Origin of the sequence: Paraburkholderia sp. Ac-20336 (assembly GCF_017105025.1) — a bacterium.
Classification (GTDB): domain Bacteria; phylum Pseudomonadota; class Gammaproteobacteria; order Burkholderiales; family Burkholderiaceae; genus Paraburkholderia.
Genome location: NZ_JAAGPS010000043.1, coordinates 1 through 16200, shown reverse-complemented (window position 1 = coordinate 16200; position 16200 = coordinate 1). Strand labels below are relative to the sequence as shown.

General features: G+C 59.9%; 13 protein-coding genes and 1 pseudogene. 12 read left to right on the top strand and 2 right to left on the bottom strand.

Features of this window, described 5'->3' with window-relative positions:
* Position 1: 1 nt before the first annotated feature.
* The 6 genes from GXB81_RS15005 to GXB81_RS14980 are packed head-to-tail and all read left to right on the top strand — an operon-like array spanning position 2 to position 7091.
* Positions 2–376 carry a hypothetical protein gene (locus GXB81_RS15005; protein WP_205989627.1) on the top strand — a complete coding sequence of 125 codons (375 nt, stop codon included), beginning with the start codon at positions 2–4 and terminating at the stop codon, positions 374–376.
* Complete coding sequence (locus GXB81_RS15000; protein WP_205989655.1) at positions 373–2091, top strand: type IV secretory system conjugative DNA transfer family protein; 1719 nt, start codon at positions 373–375, stop codon at positions 2089–2091. The genes GXB81_RS15005 and GXB81_RS15000 overlap by 4 nt, the downstream gene beginning before the upstream one ends.
* Positions 2088–3950 carry a PriCT-2 domain-containing protein gene (locus tag GXB81_RS14995; RefSeq protein ID WP_205989626.1) on the top strand — a complete coding sequence of 621 codons (1863 nt, stop codon included), beginning with the start codon at positions 2088–2090 and terminating at the stop codon, positions 3948–3950. The genes GXB81_RS15000 and GXB81_RS14995 overlap by 4 nt, the downstream gene beginning before the upstream one ends.
* 57 nt (positions 3951–4007) lie before the next feature.
* Positions 4008–5534 carry an LPD7 domain-containing protein gene (locus GXB81_RS14990; protein ID WP_205989625.1) on the top strand — a complete coding sequence of 509 codons (1527 nt, stop codon included), beginning with the start codon at positions 4008–4010 and terminating at the stop codon, positions 5532–5534.
* Positions 5535–5542: 8 nt separating this feature from the next.
* Positions 5543–6079 carry a plasmid stabilization protein gene (locus GXB81_RS14985; protein WP_205989624.1) on the top strand — a complete coding sequence of 179 codons (537 nt, stop codon included), beginning with the start codon at positions 5543–5545 and terminating at the stop codon, positions 6077–6079.
* A gap of 1 nt (position 6080) precedes the next feature.
* Positions 6081–7091, top strand: a complete 1011-nt coding sequence (locus GXB81_RS14980; protein ID WP_205989623.1) for a relaxase/mobilization nuclease domain-containing protein — start codon at positions 6081–6083, stop codon at positions 7089–7091.
* A 71-nt stretch (positions 7092–7162) separates the two neighbouring features.
* On the opposite strand, the gene GXB81_RS14975 is transcribed toward GXB81_RS14980, so the two are convergent.
* Positions 7163–7591: a hypothetical protein gene (locus GXB81_RS14975; RefSeq protein WP_205989622.1), complete on the bottom strand. Its 429-nt coding sequence runs from the start codon at positions 7589–7591 to the stop codon at positions 7163–7165.
* Between the two features lie 439 nt (positions 7592–8030).
* Here GXB81_RS14975 and GXB81_RS14970 point away from each other — a divergent pair, with 439 nt between their 5' ends.
* The 6 genes from GXB81_RS14970 to GXB81_RS14945 all read left to right on the top strand — a co-directional run bounded on the left by GXB81_RS14970 (position 8031) and on the right by GXB81_RS14945 (position 15219).
* Positions 8031–8963 (top strand): hypothetical protein, encoded by a 933-nt coding sequence (locus tag GXB81_RS14970; protein ID WP_205989621.1) that lies wholly within the window; start codon positions 8031–8033, stop codon positions 8961–8963.
* Positions 8964–9189: 226 nt separating this feature from the next.
* Positions 9190–10875, top strand: a complete 1686-nt coding sequence (locus GXB81_RS14965) for a hypothetical protein (protein WP_205989620.1) — start codon at positions 9190–9192, stop codon at positions 10873–10875.
* On the top strand, positions 10872–12587 hold the full coding sequence (locus GXB81_RS14960; RefSeq protein WP_205989619.1) for a hypothetical protein: 1716 nt from the start codon (positions 10872–10874) through the stop codon (positions 12585–12587). Before GXB81_RS14965 ends, GXB81_RS14960 begins: the two co-directional genes overlap by 4 nt.
* 798 nt (positions 12588–13385) lie before the next feature.
* Positions 13386–13850, top strand: a complete 465-nt coding sequence (locus GXB81_RS14955) for a hypothetical protein (RefSeq protein ID WP_205989618.1) — start codon at positions 13386–13388, stop codon at positions 13848–13850.
* A gap of 9 nt (positions 13851–13859) precedes the next feature.
* A complete protein-coding gene (locus GXB81_RS14950; RefSeq protein WP_205989617.1) occupies positions 13860–14552 on the top strand; it encodes a P-loop NTPase in 693 nt (230 codons plus the stop codon).
* A complete protein-coding gene (locus tag GXB81_RS14945; protein WP_205989616.1) occupies positions 14545–15219 on the top strand; it encodes a hypothetical protein in 675 nt (224 codons plus the stop codon). The genes GXB81_RS14950 and GXB81_RS14945 overlap by 8 nt, the downstream gene beginning before the upstream one ends.
* Positions 15220–15262: 43 nt before the next feature.
* Here the strand turns inward: GXB81_RS14945 and GXB81_RS14940 are convergent.
* Positions 15263–16200: pseudogene (locus GXB81_RS14940) on the bottom strand (chromosome partitioning protein ParB); the annotation flags it as partial.

The following is a 16200-nucleotide window of genomic DNA, read 5'->3' as shown; positions in this document are numbered from 1 at the left end:
CATGAATCATCCATCTTTCCCTCTGCTTCAGCATACCCGGACGGCTGTGATCACGCTCGCTGTGCTGGTTTGCCTGTCCGGCGGGATCGCGGCATCGCTTTGGCTTGCGTCGTTCTTCCTGTATGCAAGCCTGCGGATCAATCCGCTGCATGCGGGACTGTGGGGCTGGCTCGACACGGCGCTGGCCTGGCGACACGGGATGATGCCGAACGTCGGTCGCAAGCTTGTGGGTGCGGCGCTCTTTGGCGTGCTTCTGTCCTTCGGCGGCCCCGTGTTGGGTCTGCATGCATTGTGGGAGCGGTCGGGGCGGCGCCGTCTTTACGGCAGTGCGCGCTTTGCCAGCGAGTCGGAAATCCGTCAGGCGGGGCTCCTATGACGATGCGCGCACACATCGATACCTCACCTTCGATTGTCGTTGGCATATGGCGCGGGCGCTACCTGCGCTTTGCCGGTCAGCAATTCGTGCTGCTCGCAGCGCCTGCACGCTCGGGCAAGGGCGTGGGCATTGTGATTCCGAACCTGCTGAGTTTCCCCGACTCGGTGGTGGTGCTTGATATCAAGCAGGAGAATTACGCGGCCACGGCCGGCTTCCGGCGTGCATATGGACAGGAGGTCTACCTGTTCAATCCGTTTGCTGAAGATGCCCGCACGCATCGCTATAACCCATTGTCGGCGATCTCGGATGGCCTGTTCCGGGTGGGTGACATCCTCGCAATCGGCTACGCGCTTTATCCGCCTGGCGGCCACGACGATTTCTGGAAGGACCAGGCGCGAAACCTGTTCCTCGGCATCGTGCTGCTGCTGTGCGAATGGCGTGATGCGCGCCGGGCCGGTAAGGGGGCATCAGTTCCTGACTACCCGGTCACGATGGGCGAAGTACTGCGGCAATCGTCGGGCAACGGCATGCCGGTCAAAGTATGGCTCCAGCGTGCGCTGGTCCAGCACCGCGATTTGCTTTCCGGGCAATGCGTCGATGCACTGAACCGTTTTCTGTCGAACGACGACAAGGTGCTGGCGAGTGTGCTGGCAACCTTCAACGCGCCGCTCACGATCTGGGCCAATCCGGTTGTCGACGCGGCGACGAGCGCGAACGATTTCGATCCGCGCGATCTGCGGCGGCGACGCATGTCGGTCTATATCGGCGTGACGCCCGATCACCTGGCGGAAGCGGCGCTGATCGTGAACCTGCTTTTTTCGCAGGTCATCAACCTGAATACGAAGCAGTTGCCCGAGGCTGATCCCACGCTCCGGTTCCAGTGTCTGCTTCTGCTCGACGAGATGACGGCGATCGGCAAGATCCATATTCTTGCACGCGCCGTTGCCTACATGTCGGGCTACAACCTGCGCCTGCTGTCGATCGTCCAGTCGATCGCGCAGCTCGAATCGGTCTACGGGCGGGCCGATGCCCGCACCTTCATCACGAACCACGCGATGCAGATCCTCTATGCGCCGCGTGAGCAGAAGGACGCGAACGACTACTCGGAAATGCTCGGCACGTTCACCGATCAGTCGCGCAGCGTCAGTCGCCCGAATGCGTTTTTCGGGGGCCGGGGTGGCTCAAGCGAAAGTGTGTCGGAGCAGCGACGGCCGCTGTTGCTGCCGCAGGAACTGAAAGAACTGGGGCGTGACAAGGAAATCATCGTGCTCGAAAACATCAAGCCGATCCTGGCCGACAGGATCTGCTACTGGCGCGATCCCGAATTTGCCTCGCGTGTGGTGGCCGCACCGTCGGTACCGGCCATGAACCTCGCCCATTTCAGCGCAGTGGTCGAGCGGCGGCTGCGCGATCTGCATCCTGACGAGATTGATCCGGACGGTGCCGGTCTGATCCATCTGCCGCCCGAATACCTTGAAGTGCTGCAGGCATGGGAGCCGTGCGATCTGCCGCCGAACCTGGCTGATATCAGCGAAGAAGAGGCCGTGGCCTATGTCGAGCGCCATTTCATGCTGCTTGGGGTACCGGCTCGCAAGGTTGTGCAGGCGAGACGCCATTTGAGCGTATCCGATCTCGACGTGGCGGAACTCGATTTTGTTGAGCCAGCGCGGCGTTCAGCCGCGAGTAGCCCGCGAGCCATGGGAGCACTGCAATGACGACACCCTACGTGGATGAGACAGACCGTGCGCGTGCCGCGCTTGCCGTGATTCCAGCCGACGACTACGAGACCTGGGTCGATATGGCGTTCGCACTCAAGCACGGATTTGGCGATGAGGGTTTTGAACTATGGGATGCATGGAGTCGTACGGCTGCCAACTATAACGAGCGCGCGGCCCGGACCACATGGCGCTCGGCCAACGCAACGGGCGGCAAGACGCTTGCCACGCTGTTCTGGCATGCGCGCCAGCATGGATTCGACCTGAAGCGAACACGTTATCCGGACCGTATGACTGCCGTACTTGCGCCGTCTGCCGAGGTGCTGGCGCAGCGAGCGCGCGAGGATGCGCAGCGGCAGGCACGCCATGCGGCCGTTGCCCGCGAGGCCGCGTCGATCTGGAAATGGGCGAGACCGGTCGGGCCCGAACACCCCTATCTCGTGCGTAAGCACCTTGAGCCGATGGACACGCTACGCGAACTGGACGCGCTGGAGTTGCATGCGCTGCTCGGCTATACGCCAGCCAGCGAGGAAGAACCGCTGACAGGACGCGTGCTGATCGTGCCAGTCTGGAACGGACCGATCTCGACCCTGGAACTGATCGACGAACACGGGAGGAAATCGTCACTGGCCGGCGGGGTGAAGAAGGGTGGTTACTGGATGACGGGGCCGATTCTCGTTCCTGCCGATGCCCCCTCCGCAATCCTGATTGCCGAGGGCATGGCGACGGCACTGTCTGCTTCACGTGCGACGGACTGGTTCGCTGTGGCTGCGCTTTCGAGCGGGAATCTGGGGCTCGTTGCGCGAAGCCTGCGTGAACGCTATCCCGATGCGGCTCTGATCGTTCTGGGTGAACTGGGCAGCGGTGAGGCACAGGCCCGGAGCGCGGCGGAAGACGCAAACGCGTATCTGGCCTGGCCGCGGTTTGTGGCAGACGCGTGCATCGACGACAAGGTACCGAATGATTTCAGCGACATGGCTGTGTTGTCGGGTTTCGATGCCGTTGGCGAGCACCTGTGCGGCGTGGTTCGTTCTGTCTCGGTGGCGAATGGCGGGACGAAGCCGGATGTTTCCACCGCATCCGGCATGACCGTAGTTGAGGTGGGCGAACGTGAGGAGGACGGAACAATGGGCAACGTCAAGGGAAAGTTGCTGGCCGACGACGAAGGTACGCCGCGTCGTCGCCCGTCGAAGCGCAGTGCGCCGATACAGACCGTACAGGAAGTGCCGGCAACGGATAGTGAGTCAGGTACAGCACAGCCATCGGTTGATCCTCGTCCCGCTGCGTCGCAGGCGGCGGCGTCTCCGGTTGCCGATCCACCGCGGTTCGCTTCAACGCGTCCGCCAGTCGGCGAGGCGCTGTTTGCCGTGGGCGACGTTCCGAACGAGGTTCGGGCGCTGGCGGAGCACCGGTTTGGCTCGCCGCTCAGGATGGGGACGCCGCGCGAGAACGGCGGTCCGTATCGCGGTGAGGTGTTCAACACGGAACACTATCTGATCCAGGAGGTCGCGACGCGTAGCGTCGTGTTTCACTGCAAGGACCAGATGACCTTTGTGTCCGAGCGTCTGAAATGGATGGATGAAAACGCACGGCTGAACGGTTCCGAGTTGCAGGTCGGTTATGACGGCGGGCAGCCGAAGGTCTATCCGTGGGACCGTGCTCGCGAGCTACTGGAGCGTGCGGTCGGTTCGCTCAAGAAGTCTGCACGCGAGCTGAATTTCAGCCCCAATCTGGAGGGGATGCTGGATCAGTTGCAGGCGAGATCGTGGGCACGTATCCGGGAGGCGCGGGCGGCGGCGCTGGAGAAGTCCCGGGAACAGGATGCATCCCGCGAAGCAGGCTCGGCGCCGGACCGATAGGGCACGGCAGTGTAGTGCCCATGTGCAAAACCTGTCTTGAGGATGCGAGGTGGCGATATGGCTCAGACAACTTCTGCTCACGAGACCGATCCGGTCATCAACGTGATCGAACAGGATGTGCCGGGTAATAGCGGTGGCCCGGCTCCGTCGTCGAACCGTCAGGGCGTGCTGGACCTGGCCGCGATGGATGCTGTATCTGCGCGGCGTCGGCGAGAGTTCGATGCTGCCCGCGCAAGATTACGTGATCAGGCAATCCGTGACGATGAAGCGACATCGCGACAGGCCGATACCCGATCACCGACAGGGGCACCGGCCGAAATGGATCGAGGCCGTGCGCCGATCGATCGGCCTCCCGAGCGTGTACGAAAGCGCTACCTGCGCGCGGGCAATCAGTATTTCCTGAAGGATGCCCCGTATGAGCTTGCGTTCGAGGATCTGGGGCCGTACCTCGTCACCGGGCACAACCGGCCGGACGTGGTCGAGTCGATGATCGACATGGTGCATGCGAAATCGTGGCGGCGCATTCGCGTGTCGGGCCACGAGGCATTTCGTAGTGAGGCGTGGTTGCAGGGCACGTTGCTCGGCATCGAGGTCAGTGGCTACGAGCCGAAGGCTGCCGACCTGGCTCGTCTGTCGGATGCCCGCCAGGCACAGCAGAGCAATCGTATCGAAGTTGCAGCAGAAATCGGGGTGACGGCTGCTGCGGGTGTGCAGGGTCGCGCCGATGATTGGGGCGTGGCTTCCTCCATGCCTCAGGACAACGCAGGTGCTACCCTTAACGGAGCCACGCCATCCGTGTCAGTGCATAAGCCGGCACCAGAGCCGCCGGTCCAGGAGACGAACCGGCATGCCTCGAACGACGAAACCGATACCCCTCGGCGGTATGTTGGCGAACTGCGTGAGCACGGTGGCGCCCCGTACCAGCACAATCCGGCGCGCAGCGATTCGTACTACGTCGTGTTTCGTGATGAGGCAGGAGTCGATCAGGTGGTGTGGGGTGTGGATCTCGAGCGCGCAGTCAGCGAAGCGAATGCGCAGATTGGGCAGCAGGTCACGCTCGAAAATCTCGGCAAGCGTTTCGTTATCGTGCGGGTACCGATCCTGGATGACGAAGGAAAGGTAATCGGCGAAGAGGAGAAAGACGTTTATCGCAACACCTGGCAGGTGGAGGTCGCGCAGCAGGACCGGACGGCTTCCGCTTTACCTCCGCAATCTGCCAGTACGGCAGCCGGTGAGGATCGTTCCGTTGATTCGCATGCTGAGCCCGCTCCAATGCAGGAATTGCAGCGTCGTCGTGACGCGCGATATCCGGAAAGCGAACGGGCATTGCATCTGGCTGTGCTGATGGCCGCCATGCGTGAGCAGGGTTTCAGCGAGCGTTCCGTTGCCCGCGTGCAGCAGCGTGCCGAACGTATGCTGGTTGCATTCCAGAGTGAGGGCATTCCGGTCCCGACACCGAAGGTATTCGATCCGAATGCACCGTCGGGGCGGGACCGTCGCAGGCATTCAGCTCCGGAACGTACGCCTGCCCGCGAGATCGACCTCACGCCAGCTGAACCATCATCTCTATCACCATCCCGATGAGGTGAATCGTGGTGGTGCGCGAGCGTTTGTGTGTCGAACTCGGGGCCGTCAGATTGCGATGGGACGACTGGTGCGCGCGCCGTGGTTTGACGGCGGGGGAAGGCGTTCGCCAGTTGATCGCAATTGCCATTCGCGATCGCGCGGATGAGGACTCTGCCGTGATCGTTCCGGGTCTGTCCAGGCCGGTTGTCGGGGAGCCTCGCAGCCGCGTCGAAATCCGGCTGACCGTTGCGGAACTGGACGCCGTTGAGCAGCGTGCAGCCGCGTTGGGCCTGAGTGGTAATCGGTGGATCGTGTCGCTGGTCCGTGCGCAACTGACGCGGGAACCCCAACTGGGTGAGCACGAGATGCGTGCGTTGTCACTGTCCAGTCAGCAGCTTGCAGGAATCAGCCGCGTGCTGGGCCAGCTTGCGCGTGCTGGCGGGACAGAGCTCGCCCGTCGGGATTTGACGTCCGATTGGGCGGATATGAGAAAACACATTGACGTTCATCTGCGCGCGATGGCCGCCGTCATTCGCGCAAACCTTGATCGATGGAGTCGCTGACATGCCTTACCCGAAAATCTACATCGATGCGATGCTGGTGAACTGGGGCGACAGGTTGTTTCAGGAGCCGTTGCGGCATGCGCGTGCCTCGAGGCTATCGCGTGTGGACATTCGTGACGAGGCTGCCCGCATGCGCGCGCGGCTTGCACGCACGCTCAGGCGGATTCCTGAGGTCATGGTCAAGATCACGAACAAGGCGGCCAGTGCGCAGGGGATCGGTGCGGTGCGTCGGCACTTGCGCTATATCTCCCGTAACGGCAGGGTCGAGTTGGAGGACCAGAACGGCGACCGTATCGCAGGCAAGGATGCACTGCGCGATCTCATGAAGACCTGGGAACTCGGTGGGTGGGGAATTCCAGAGACCAGCACGCGGCGCGAGGTTTTCAACATCCTGCTTTCGATGCCGCCGGGAACGGACCGGCAGGCGGTGCGAAATTCGGCGCGGGACTTCGCCGCGCTTGAGTTTGGCGATGGCCGCGCGTATGTCTTCGCGGCGCATGATGATGAAGCTCATCCCCATGTGCATCTCAGCGTTCAGGCGCGCGGTCCGGATGGTCGGCGTCTGAATCCACGCCACGAGGATCTTCGGCGCTGGCGCGAGCATTTTGCGGAGAAGCTGCGTGAGCACGGTGTCGAGGCGAATGCGACGCCCAGGCGTGCGCGCGGCGTGACGCAGCGGTATCCGAAGCCGGCCATCGTTCATATGATCGCGCGTGGTGAGATGCCGCGGTACTGGAGACCGCTGCCGACTGACGCGCAACGCGATGCAGGCTGGATCGTCCATGGAGGCGTATTTGCCGCCTGGCGAGAAATGGCCTACGCGATGGCGAGATCGCGTGCGCGTGAGGATCGCGTGATGGCGGTCGAGATGGCGTATTTCGTTGGATCCATGCCGGTGCAACGAGACCGACCGCTGGTACGCGAGCAGGATGTCCGGCGCGAGCAACCGGATCGTTCAGCACCAGATATCAGAGATCGCCTGGACGACCCGAGGCCGGATGTGGAGCGTTGATGCCCGGAGGTAAGCGTATGTGTGTGGTTGCAGTTGGGCTGAGGGCTGCAGTCTCGATCCGCACAGTTCATTCATCGATCGATAAACCACACGGGTCCCGCCTTGAATGTCGCGAAAAGTAGAAAGAGCAGGGTGATCGCGAGAAGCGGGATACCGTACAGAGCTATCGGGAAAAACAGTACGAGTTGGAGCGTCGATCCGCCCACACCGTAGGGCAGGTTCGTGTCCCTGACGTTCTCGTAGATCAGCCAGACGACTGCCGCAAGACCCATTGCCATGAGGACCACACCACCCGACGTCGGTTCATGATGCAGGAATGCGGTGCCCCACGCGACGTATCCCCACCAGAGGAGATTGATGCCGATGGCCGCAAGCCAGAATCCTCGCGCGCTGAAAAAGCTGTAGCCGAATCGACACCGGCAGCGGTGGCCGAAGAGCTGGATGCCCTTGGCAATTCCGGCAACAGCGCCAAGAATAATCGCAAGTTTCAGAAGCTCCATGGAAAATGCTCCCAGAAATGGAACTCGATTACATTGTTTGTACGGTCGATCAGGAAGGGTTGGCAGAAAGAGAGAGAATATAAATATCTACTTTTTCATAATAGAAGGCCATGCCGTAAACGCAATCGATCCCTATCGGAGCGGAGCAATCACCTGAATGGTGAACTATCGTTTCGGAAGAACGTTGCTTCATTGTCGTATCCGAACAGCAACCATCTAGAGCCGGTTCCGCTGACCAGATTTCGCCCAGTAACCTACCGCGCGCCTGATACTTTGGGTTCACCTGTACTGGCTGGGCTGGCCTACGAAGCGGGCAGGCTGGTCCTGTTCTTGTCCCACCTGCGATACTGATGCGTGGTCTGTCCCGAAACGGACGGGCCGTTCCGATTACGGGTGCTTCTTCACTGCATAGTTGGCGCGACGCCACTGACCGAGAATCATGACCATCGCTGAGCAAGAAAAATTCCGGCTGCATGTGCCGTTTGAGATGAATGGGGGCAACTTGGCCAAGTCGCGCGGGGCGGCGCTCATGCTGCTCGGCCATGGCGCGAAGCTGCACGCGATGCCAGCCCTCGGGGAAAAACCTGAGTCGCCGAGGGAGTGGATTCACTGGCTTATGTTCGATCCGATGACGGAGGCGGACGCGCAGGCTCTGGTTGCGTGTCTGCGCGCCCGGATTCCGGCGCTCTCGGTGTTTGCGGGTGCCGCAGGCAATGTGGTGCTTACACTTCCCGCATCGGGTATTCAGAAAGCGTCGACGTCTGGTAGCGGGCGCGCGTTCTATAACGGACCTGAGATTACCTTGGTGGCCGCGGATCAGGAGCCCCAGCCGATTTGGGCTGGCGCGTACGGCTTCGCCAGCTACACCGACGACCTGCTTACGGCCCTAAACAGCTGTCCGGACGTAACCGATGATTGCCTGCTGGCTGCCCTGGAACTTTGGGCGACGGCTAGTCACGAGAATCTGCCGCGAACGAAGTTCCTGACGTACATGACGATTCTCGATTCCCTGTCGCTACAGGCGAAACGCGAGGAAGCGGTGGTGCGGTGGATCGACATGAAAATCCAAGAAGCAAAGACCTTGGGCGATCCCAGCATCGTCGGCGCGCTAGGGAACCTCAAGCGCGTATCCCACAAGGCTGCGCTTAAGGCGTTGGTTGCCCGTGCGGCCGATCTGGAGGGGCTGTCCGCGGCAGACACGAACGTGAAGACCAGGCTTGTGAGTGAGTTGTACGACGCGCGGTCGGAACTCTCTCATCAGGGGGGCGCCGCTCAGTTCGACCCTGCAAACGCGCGCGACCTGGCCGCGTATGTCTTGCGCGCAGCGATCACGGCGCCATCGATCTTGGAGGCCGAGCCTCCAGGGCCGTGACAGGGCCACGGTGATACTGCTTCGTCAGCGATCAACCGCACCCGACTGATGTATGAGCGTTCGATGTGTCGAGGTGCGGCGCAGGTGGCAGATTTCCTAACGAGATTCGGTCGTACAATTTCCAGGCAGCGCAAGTGTACGGAAATGAGCGGACAGCACAGACACGTGCTGCTCGATGCTCCAGAGGCCGCAATGGGGGAAAACTTTGGGATCTGAAGGAAGCGATGTGGGACTCGCTGTCTGTTCGCTGCAGACCGGTCACTGGAACGATTTCGTGACGCATATGCAAAATGCATATTGCGCCAACGGAGATCAAGTTTGGGAGGTTCTCGCAGAGTTCTATCCCACAAAGCTCAACGTGTTTCATGAGCTATCGAAATTATCAGCGGAATCTGTTACTGGCGCGTGCGAATGGCTTCTTCCCGCCGTGGGCAAGCTTCAGGGCATATCGCTTACAGATGCGATTTCCCTGCTTCGCTTCGCTGATCGCCTACCGCTGAGTTACCGCCATGCGCCGGCCGAGCAACTGGCGCCTCATGTCGCTGCGTGTCCTGCGCTAGGAATCGAACTGGGCGAGTTTCTGCGCGTCACCCCGGAGGCTCACGATATCTCGGGGCGCGTCTGGGCGGGCGCCTTCGCGTCTGGTGCATCAGGAGAAGCCACGTCATATGTGGTGAGGTTGATAACTGGCGTTCCGAGAGACTCGGAACTTCTCGCATCACTTCTCGCATTTCTGCCGTTGGATGGCGAGGACGCCTTGGCAGTATTGACGTCTGTCGAGCCCACGCTCGCCAACACAATAGTGCGAGCCATCCCTGAACTCGGGCAGGACGCCTGGGCGGCCCTGTGCCTGATCGCCGATAGTTCCCCGACAGCACAAAAGGAGTTGCAGAGCGCGTTGGACGGGAGGATTCCCGACGCGATTCACGCAATCTCGAACACGTTATTTCTCAGGAAGACCCCGGATGTGGGTGTTACCGGAGCTCCTCTCGTGGATTTGGTCCGCCGCCTCCTGCAGGCTGGCCTTGAGGTTGAGCAGTGCAGAGGACATGTAGACGTTGCAGTAAGTCGTCTTTTCATCCGACCTGCTCTTCGGTCGACGGCCAGTCAATGCGTGAAGGAGTTGTACGCGACCGAGAGTGATGCTGTTTCTGCATTCGGACAAATCTTCGGAGCTCTTGAGAATCACCCTCCCGAGTTCGTGCAGATTCTTACTGACTGGCTATTGCAACCGGATGCGAACTTCGACTCGATCAGGTCGCTTCTGTCCAAGTGTGCACTCAAACGTTCTCTGGTCCGTCTGGATGATCTTGTCTTCGCTGCAGCGACACGGGATCGACAGGTAAAAGCTATCCGACGATTGTTGGCGCTAACGCATCATGGTCCGACGCTCTGTCTGTTCAGCTTGTGCATTGCGGAGATGAATGCTCTCGGTCCGGAGCGATTCGAATTGGTGGGCCAGATGCTTGACATGACTTTTGCGGAATACCCAGGGGTAACTGCAGCGTTCTTGAAGAAGATGACTTCGGAGCTTCCTCGCCACGCGCCCGAAACTGTCGTCTTTCGGACTGTGTATGCAAATGTTCTTCGCTGGCGAAGGGTGCTGGAACGCCTTCCCCAGAGAAAGGAGCTTCGTCCCAGCGTTGGCGAACTCCAGGCATTGCGAGCAAGAAAGCTGCGAATGAACCGAGAGATCATGAGACAAGCAGCAGAACGCTCGATTTTTAGAGATGTCTTCATGAACATGCATTTGGCTCAAGGAAGAAAGTTCGCGACTCACATCTCGTCTGGTCCCCCCCAGATCGTCGAGTTGAAGGAGTCGAGCCACTCGGTTGAATTGCCGTCCAGTGAGCTTGCTGATCCGATGCGAGGAAGACTCGAGCGAAGCAATCTCCTGCGGAGTGCGCGATGACAGGTAGTCTGAGACTTCTCCTTGAAGACTTTCTTGGGTTGATGCGTGAGGAAGGAGAACTCGACACCTTTCTGCCATTGCTGATGTCCGCAATGGGGCACGAGGTGGTGTACCGGGCGCAGAAGGGGACTCGGCAGTACGGCGTCGATATTGTCTCTGTCGGAACGGATGGCACCGGAGCGTCAACACTCTTTCTCTGGCTGGTGAAGTGCGGTGACATTGGGCGACAGGAATGGAATTCTGGCCCGCAATCGATCCGCCAGTCGATCGATGACGTTGGTGATGTGTATCTCCGAAGTCACATTGCTCCCGAGCACAGGAAGCTGAGAAAAAAACTGCTTGTGGTGACAAATGGTGATTTCGGTTCGAATTTGAACGAGACCATCGCGGCATATCTCGAAACTTGGTGTCGGGCGAAGAAAGTGGATGCCGAGCAGGTCAACGGATCGAAGCTAGCGGCATGGACCGAGAAGTACCTGTTGGATGAGTACGTTCTGCCCAGCGAGAGCAGGGCAAAATTTCGCAGAATGCTTGCCAACGTTGATCATCCGGATTTGGCAATCTCTGTTGGAAGAAATTTCATCGACAAAATGCTTGGAGATGCCACGGTACCGGCAAGATCCCGAGCGGCCGTAATGAAGCGTCTTCTCACGGGTCTTCGTGGTATCCGGACGGCGCTTCAGGTTCTATTTGTCTGGTCTGTTCATGAGGATAACTTGACTGTGGTGTATACGCTAAGCCAATACGCGATTCTGGCTACATGGTCCAGACTGTACAGGGAACTGGAGTCGGGCAATGCGAAGGTGGCTATCGAGTTCACCGCGTTGCTTGTCTGGCTTGCCGACGTTGCCGAAAATTATCACCAGCGAATGGACGCATACTACGTCGTTCAGGACGCGTTTGCGAATGCCCTACCGGAGAATCTGCTTGTCTCCCGAGCTGTCTTTGATGAACTGGGCAAGCTGGCTCAGCAGGGATGTTTCTTTGCGTTTAAGGCAAAAGTGATTGGCGACGTGAATTTGGAACTCGCGGCACTGCGATACGCTGACCGGGTCAAAGCACTCTTGCAAAGTCATTCCTGCAGCGCATTGCCGGCATTTGATTACCAGTCTGTGAATGTGCACGCGGCACTGTTGCTTCTCGTTGCCGTTGGTGAGTGCGATATCGCGCAGGCATGGGTGATCAAAATGTGCCAACGGCTGTTTGACGCAACGGTTGCACGCCGGTTTATGCCGATGTCATCCGCCTCATTCGAGGACGCTCTGGAGGTCCGCAGCGGCGATCACGAAATAGTAGAGGAGTTTTGCAGCACGTCGATTCTGCTACCCATCCTGTTCGCTTGGACAGCAGCGCTGGGAATGAAAGAGGCGTATGCGTTCCTCCGCTCGAAGGTAGTACCGCGTCTTGGTGGAACGACACCGAATATATGGAGTTCAGAGCAGGGATTCGATGACGCCGTCGGATGCGGACAGATGCTACATGAGCACGGGATTGGAGAGGCATTGATGGATTTTCCTGAGGAACCCGATGCGTTTTTGAGAACCATGTCCGAGGGACTTGCCGGTGTCGATGGGATCGAAAATTCCTCCTGGTATCGGCTGCGCGCTCCATACATTCCGCTACTCGCCGCTTTGCATTGGCGTTCGCAGCTCCCCCGTGAAATGCTGTTCAGGCAGGCTGTAGCGTTCGCTGGACATCCGCTAGCGAACTGAGGACGATTGGGACACTCCGCTAGAGGCACAACTACGCTATGGGCCCTACATGCTGCTGATTGGGGAATCGGGCGGGTGTCTTGGCGCTCTGACTGATCTGACGTCTTCCCGCGACACTGCATCTTTCACGGCGCCTAAAACCGGCGGTAGCCTATCCTGCGATCCCTTGTTTTTATATCTTTTCTGATGTCCTTGTGTAAACGCTTTCGGTGAGGTCAGCCGAATAGGTCTGCGCCGTAGGGTCCAGGTGTTTGCGAGCGATGCCACATAGTCTGCGAGATAAATGGATCGAGTCTGCACGCGGTACGGAACGATTCTGTGCGATAGCTCAGTCGTGGCGGACGGCTGACTGTCGCGAGTCTGCGAGGCTGGCCGATTCCGTTCGTCAATTTCATGTCCTGAGTCCGTGAGATGGGAGCTATTCCATCGGACCTTTATTTTTCTGGAGTCGGTGCCGTCGCTCTAGCGAGGTGCGGACGACCACTTGTTAGTCTGCTGGATGCGAAAGATATTCCGTGAGGGCATCACGCACATCCGGTTGGCCTGGATGTGCGATTTCTGATACGACCCGTGTCGGTGTGGCCGCAGTGACTGTCTGCTTCGGTTCGTTGCCTCTCTGCAGAGCATCCATTCCGGATCGTTGCTCATGCACGATAGCCCAAAAATATTTCTTCTATTCCGGCTCGATCTGCCGGATTCCGTACTGTTCCGATGAAGCTGCTTCGCTCAGGAATGGGGTATTGACGGGTCGTTTCCACGTGAGCAGGATGACATGGCGGGAGTGATCTGGAGTGAGTCATGCCGGTTGCGAAGAGCTATACGCGGGCACAGTGGGATGAACTGATCCATTCTCTCGAGTCACTTCCAGTCAAGCCGGAGGCCGAGCAGCGCATTCCGATTACCGATGCAATGAAAGAGATGCGGGCGTTGATCGGTGCCGTCAGAAAGAAGGGTTATACGCTGGAAGACATCGTTGAACATGCGAAGGGAAAGGGCGTCGAGTTCAGCGTAGGTTCAGTCAGGTACGCGTTATATCCCCCTAAAAGGAACCGACCGCCACGGCAGGCAGCCAGCAACGTCAGGCACAGCAATGCCGGGCCATTACGTCGCTCAGTAAAAATCAGTCAGGACGACGCGCCACGCGCAGACAACACCCGCGCGAATCCGAAGCAGGATGGGGAAAGGGCCGGCCACAGGCCGGGAACCATGGTGATGCGGGATGCGTTCTCATTCGAGATTGAGCCCGACACCGAGAACCTATAGAGGATTCAGATGGACACGACGACTTACCCTATCTATCTGGTTGGCGGCAGCAAGGGCGGTGTAGGAAAGAGCTTTGTCGCGCTTGCCCTGGCCGACTATCTGCAACGGCGTGAAATCCACGCCGCGCTCGTCGAAACCGATACGTCCAATCCGGATGTGATGAAAGCGGTCCAGGACAGGATGCGTTGTATTGCCTATAGCCTGGACGATGCAAACGGATGGATTGGCCTGGTCAATTTCTGCGACGAGAATCGCGACGCAGTCATCGTGGTCAATACGGCCGCGCGCAGTCAGACGGGAGTCGCGCAGTTCGGCGCGACGCTGGCTGGAACGTTACGTGAGTTGCAGCGCGAACTGGTTGTGTTGTGGGTGATCAACCGGCAGCGCGACAGTCTCGAACTGCTGAATGCCTTCAGGCGGACATTTCCTGACGCGATCACGCACGTTGTGCGCAATGGATATTTTGGTGCACCGGAGCAGTTCTCGCTCTATCAGGTATCCCAGCTCCGTAAAGCCATCGAAGCGCGGGGCCATTCGCTGGATTTTCCCGATCTGGCGGATCGTGTCGCCGACGAGCTTCGCAGTCAGCGTCTGTCGATCAGTGAAGCGGCGGAAACGATGCATATTGGCGAGCGGGCGGAACTGCTGCGCTGGCGGGCATTATGTGATGCCATGTTCGAGAAGGTGACGGCGAATGCGTAACAGGTGGGCGAAGCCGCCGGATGCGCTCGCCCGTCTGTTTCTCGATGTCACGGGTGAATTGCCTGACGATGCCAGTCTCCTGCGTCTGCGGCGGATTTCTGGTGCGCTGAAGCTGCGGGACAACGATGCGTTATGGTCAGTACTCGCGGCACTCGAATACTACACACGACTTTACGAAGCGATGCCGGACTGTATCCGCAAAGCCGGGGGCGACAGTTTCGGGGCCGTACGCCGGGAGGCCGGGGAGGCGACCGATGCCCTGATGCACCGGCACCGTGACGCGCTGGCGCGCTGCAAGGCGACGATCCAGTTGGCTGAGGACATGATCCGGGAACACGAGGCGAGGTATCAGGCCGCGCTGGCGACACTCAACGAAGCGTCGCTCGTCGCGCTTGCGGACCGGATGGCAAATCGGGTCGCGGGAATTGCCGGGAACCGGCTTGTCGGTACGGCGGCGGTGGCAGCGCGGGAGCAGCGCAGGCGCATGGACGACGCGGTGGGCCTGTTTGAGCAGGCGGTAGCGGAGGCTGCGAAACGTGCGCAGGCGGGCTTTGAAGTGACCGAGCGGCGCCTGACTCGCACGCTGGTCCGCCTGCTGGTGGTGGCGGCCAGTCTGTGCGTGATGCTGATCGCTGCTGCATTCTGGGTAGGCGAACATGCCCGATGAACGGTACTCCCTACCCGCGCGAACGCGGGCAGGGAGCGGGGCGTTATGCCGTGTGCTGTACGGTTTCGACATTCTCCACGCTGGCGGCGGTCGGAAAGGGCCACGCCGGGCGGCTTCTGTTCGCTGTTGCAGGCTCGCTTGCAGCGTCAGTTTCCTGAGCGCTGTTTTCTTTTGTGCTGGCTGCGGGCGGGTTTTCCACTTCGCCTTCGTCGTCCTCGTCCGGGCCACTCACAACACTGTAGGCGCGTATGACCGGCAACTCCCGATCGGTGAGCACTTCCGGGAGCCATGCTGATTTTGCGAGTCGCAGTTCCGCCGAGGCGGCGGCATCGCCCTTTTTCATCCTGCTGAGATCAAGGGCAATCTTTGGGGAAACGGCCTGCATGGCAATTTCCACGATACGTGCCTTGCTGACGTGATCAAAATACGAGGCGCGCGTCGGCGTCCAGTAACGCGTCATGTCGAGTTGCAGCGCATTGCTCAGGGCATTGATGGCGTGCGGGCCTTCCGTGCCGGTCACACCGTCGAGCAGGGTGCCAGTGCAGAAGGCGAGCAGGTCGGGCAGCGTCGTACCGGGGGCCTGGTCGGTCAGCCATGGCAGCAGGTCGGCCAGTCGCGCGGGCAGGGCCGCGAGCCACTGCTGGCGCTGCGTGTCGATGATGCTCCACGCCGTGCTCGCGGACAGGTCGTCAGCGGCCTTGAGCAGTGCATCGTGGTTGCTGGTGGCGTTGAGTTCCAGATAGTCTTCGCTGGCGTGCCCGTATCGCTCGGGGAAAGCCACCGGTACGAGCCGGTACAGCAGCGCGGCGAGGGCAACAGATGGCTGTGCGATCAGTTCCGCATGGAGGGCCGCGGTGCGATGGGCGCTCAGGCGCTGGCAGAGCTTCGCGCTGTGAACCGGTTTGGGCTTCCGGCTTGCCTCGGCGAGCGTGGAAACGGCCTGTCCGACCGTGATATCGCCGTTATCGCGATCTGCATTAC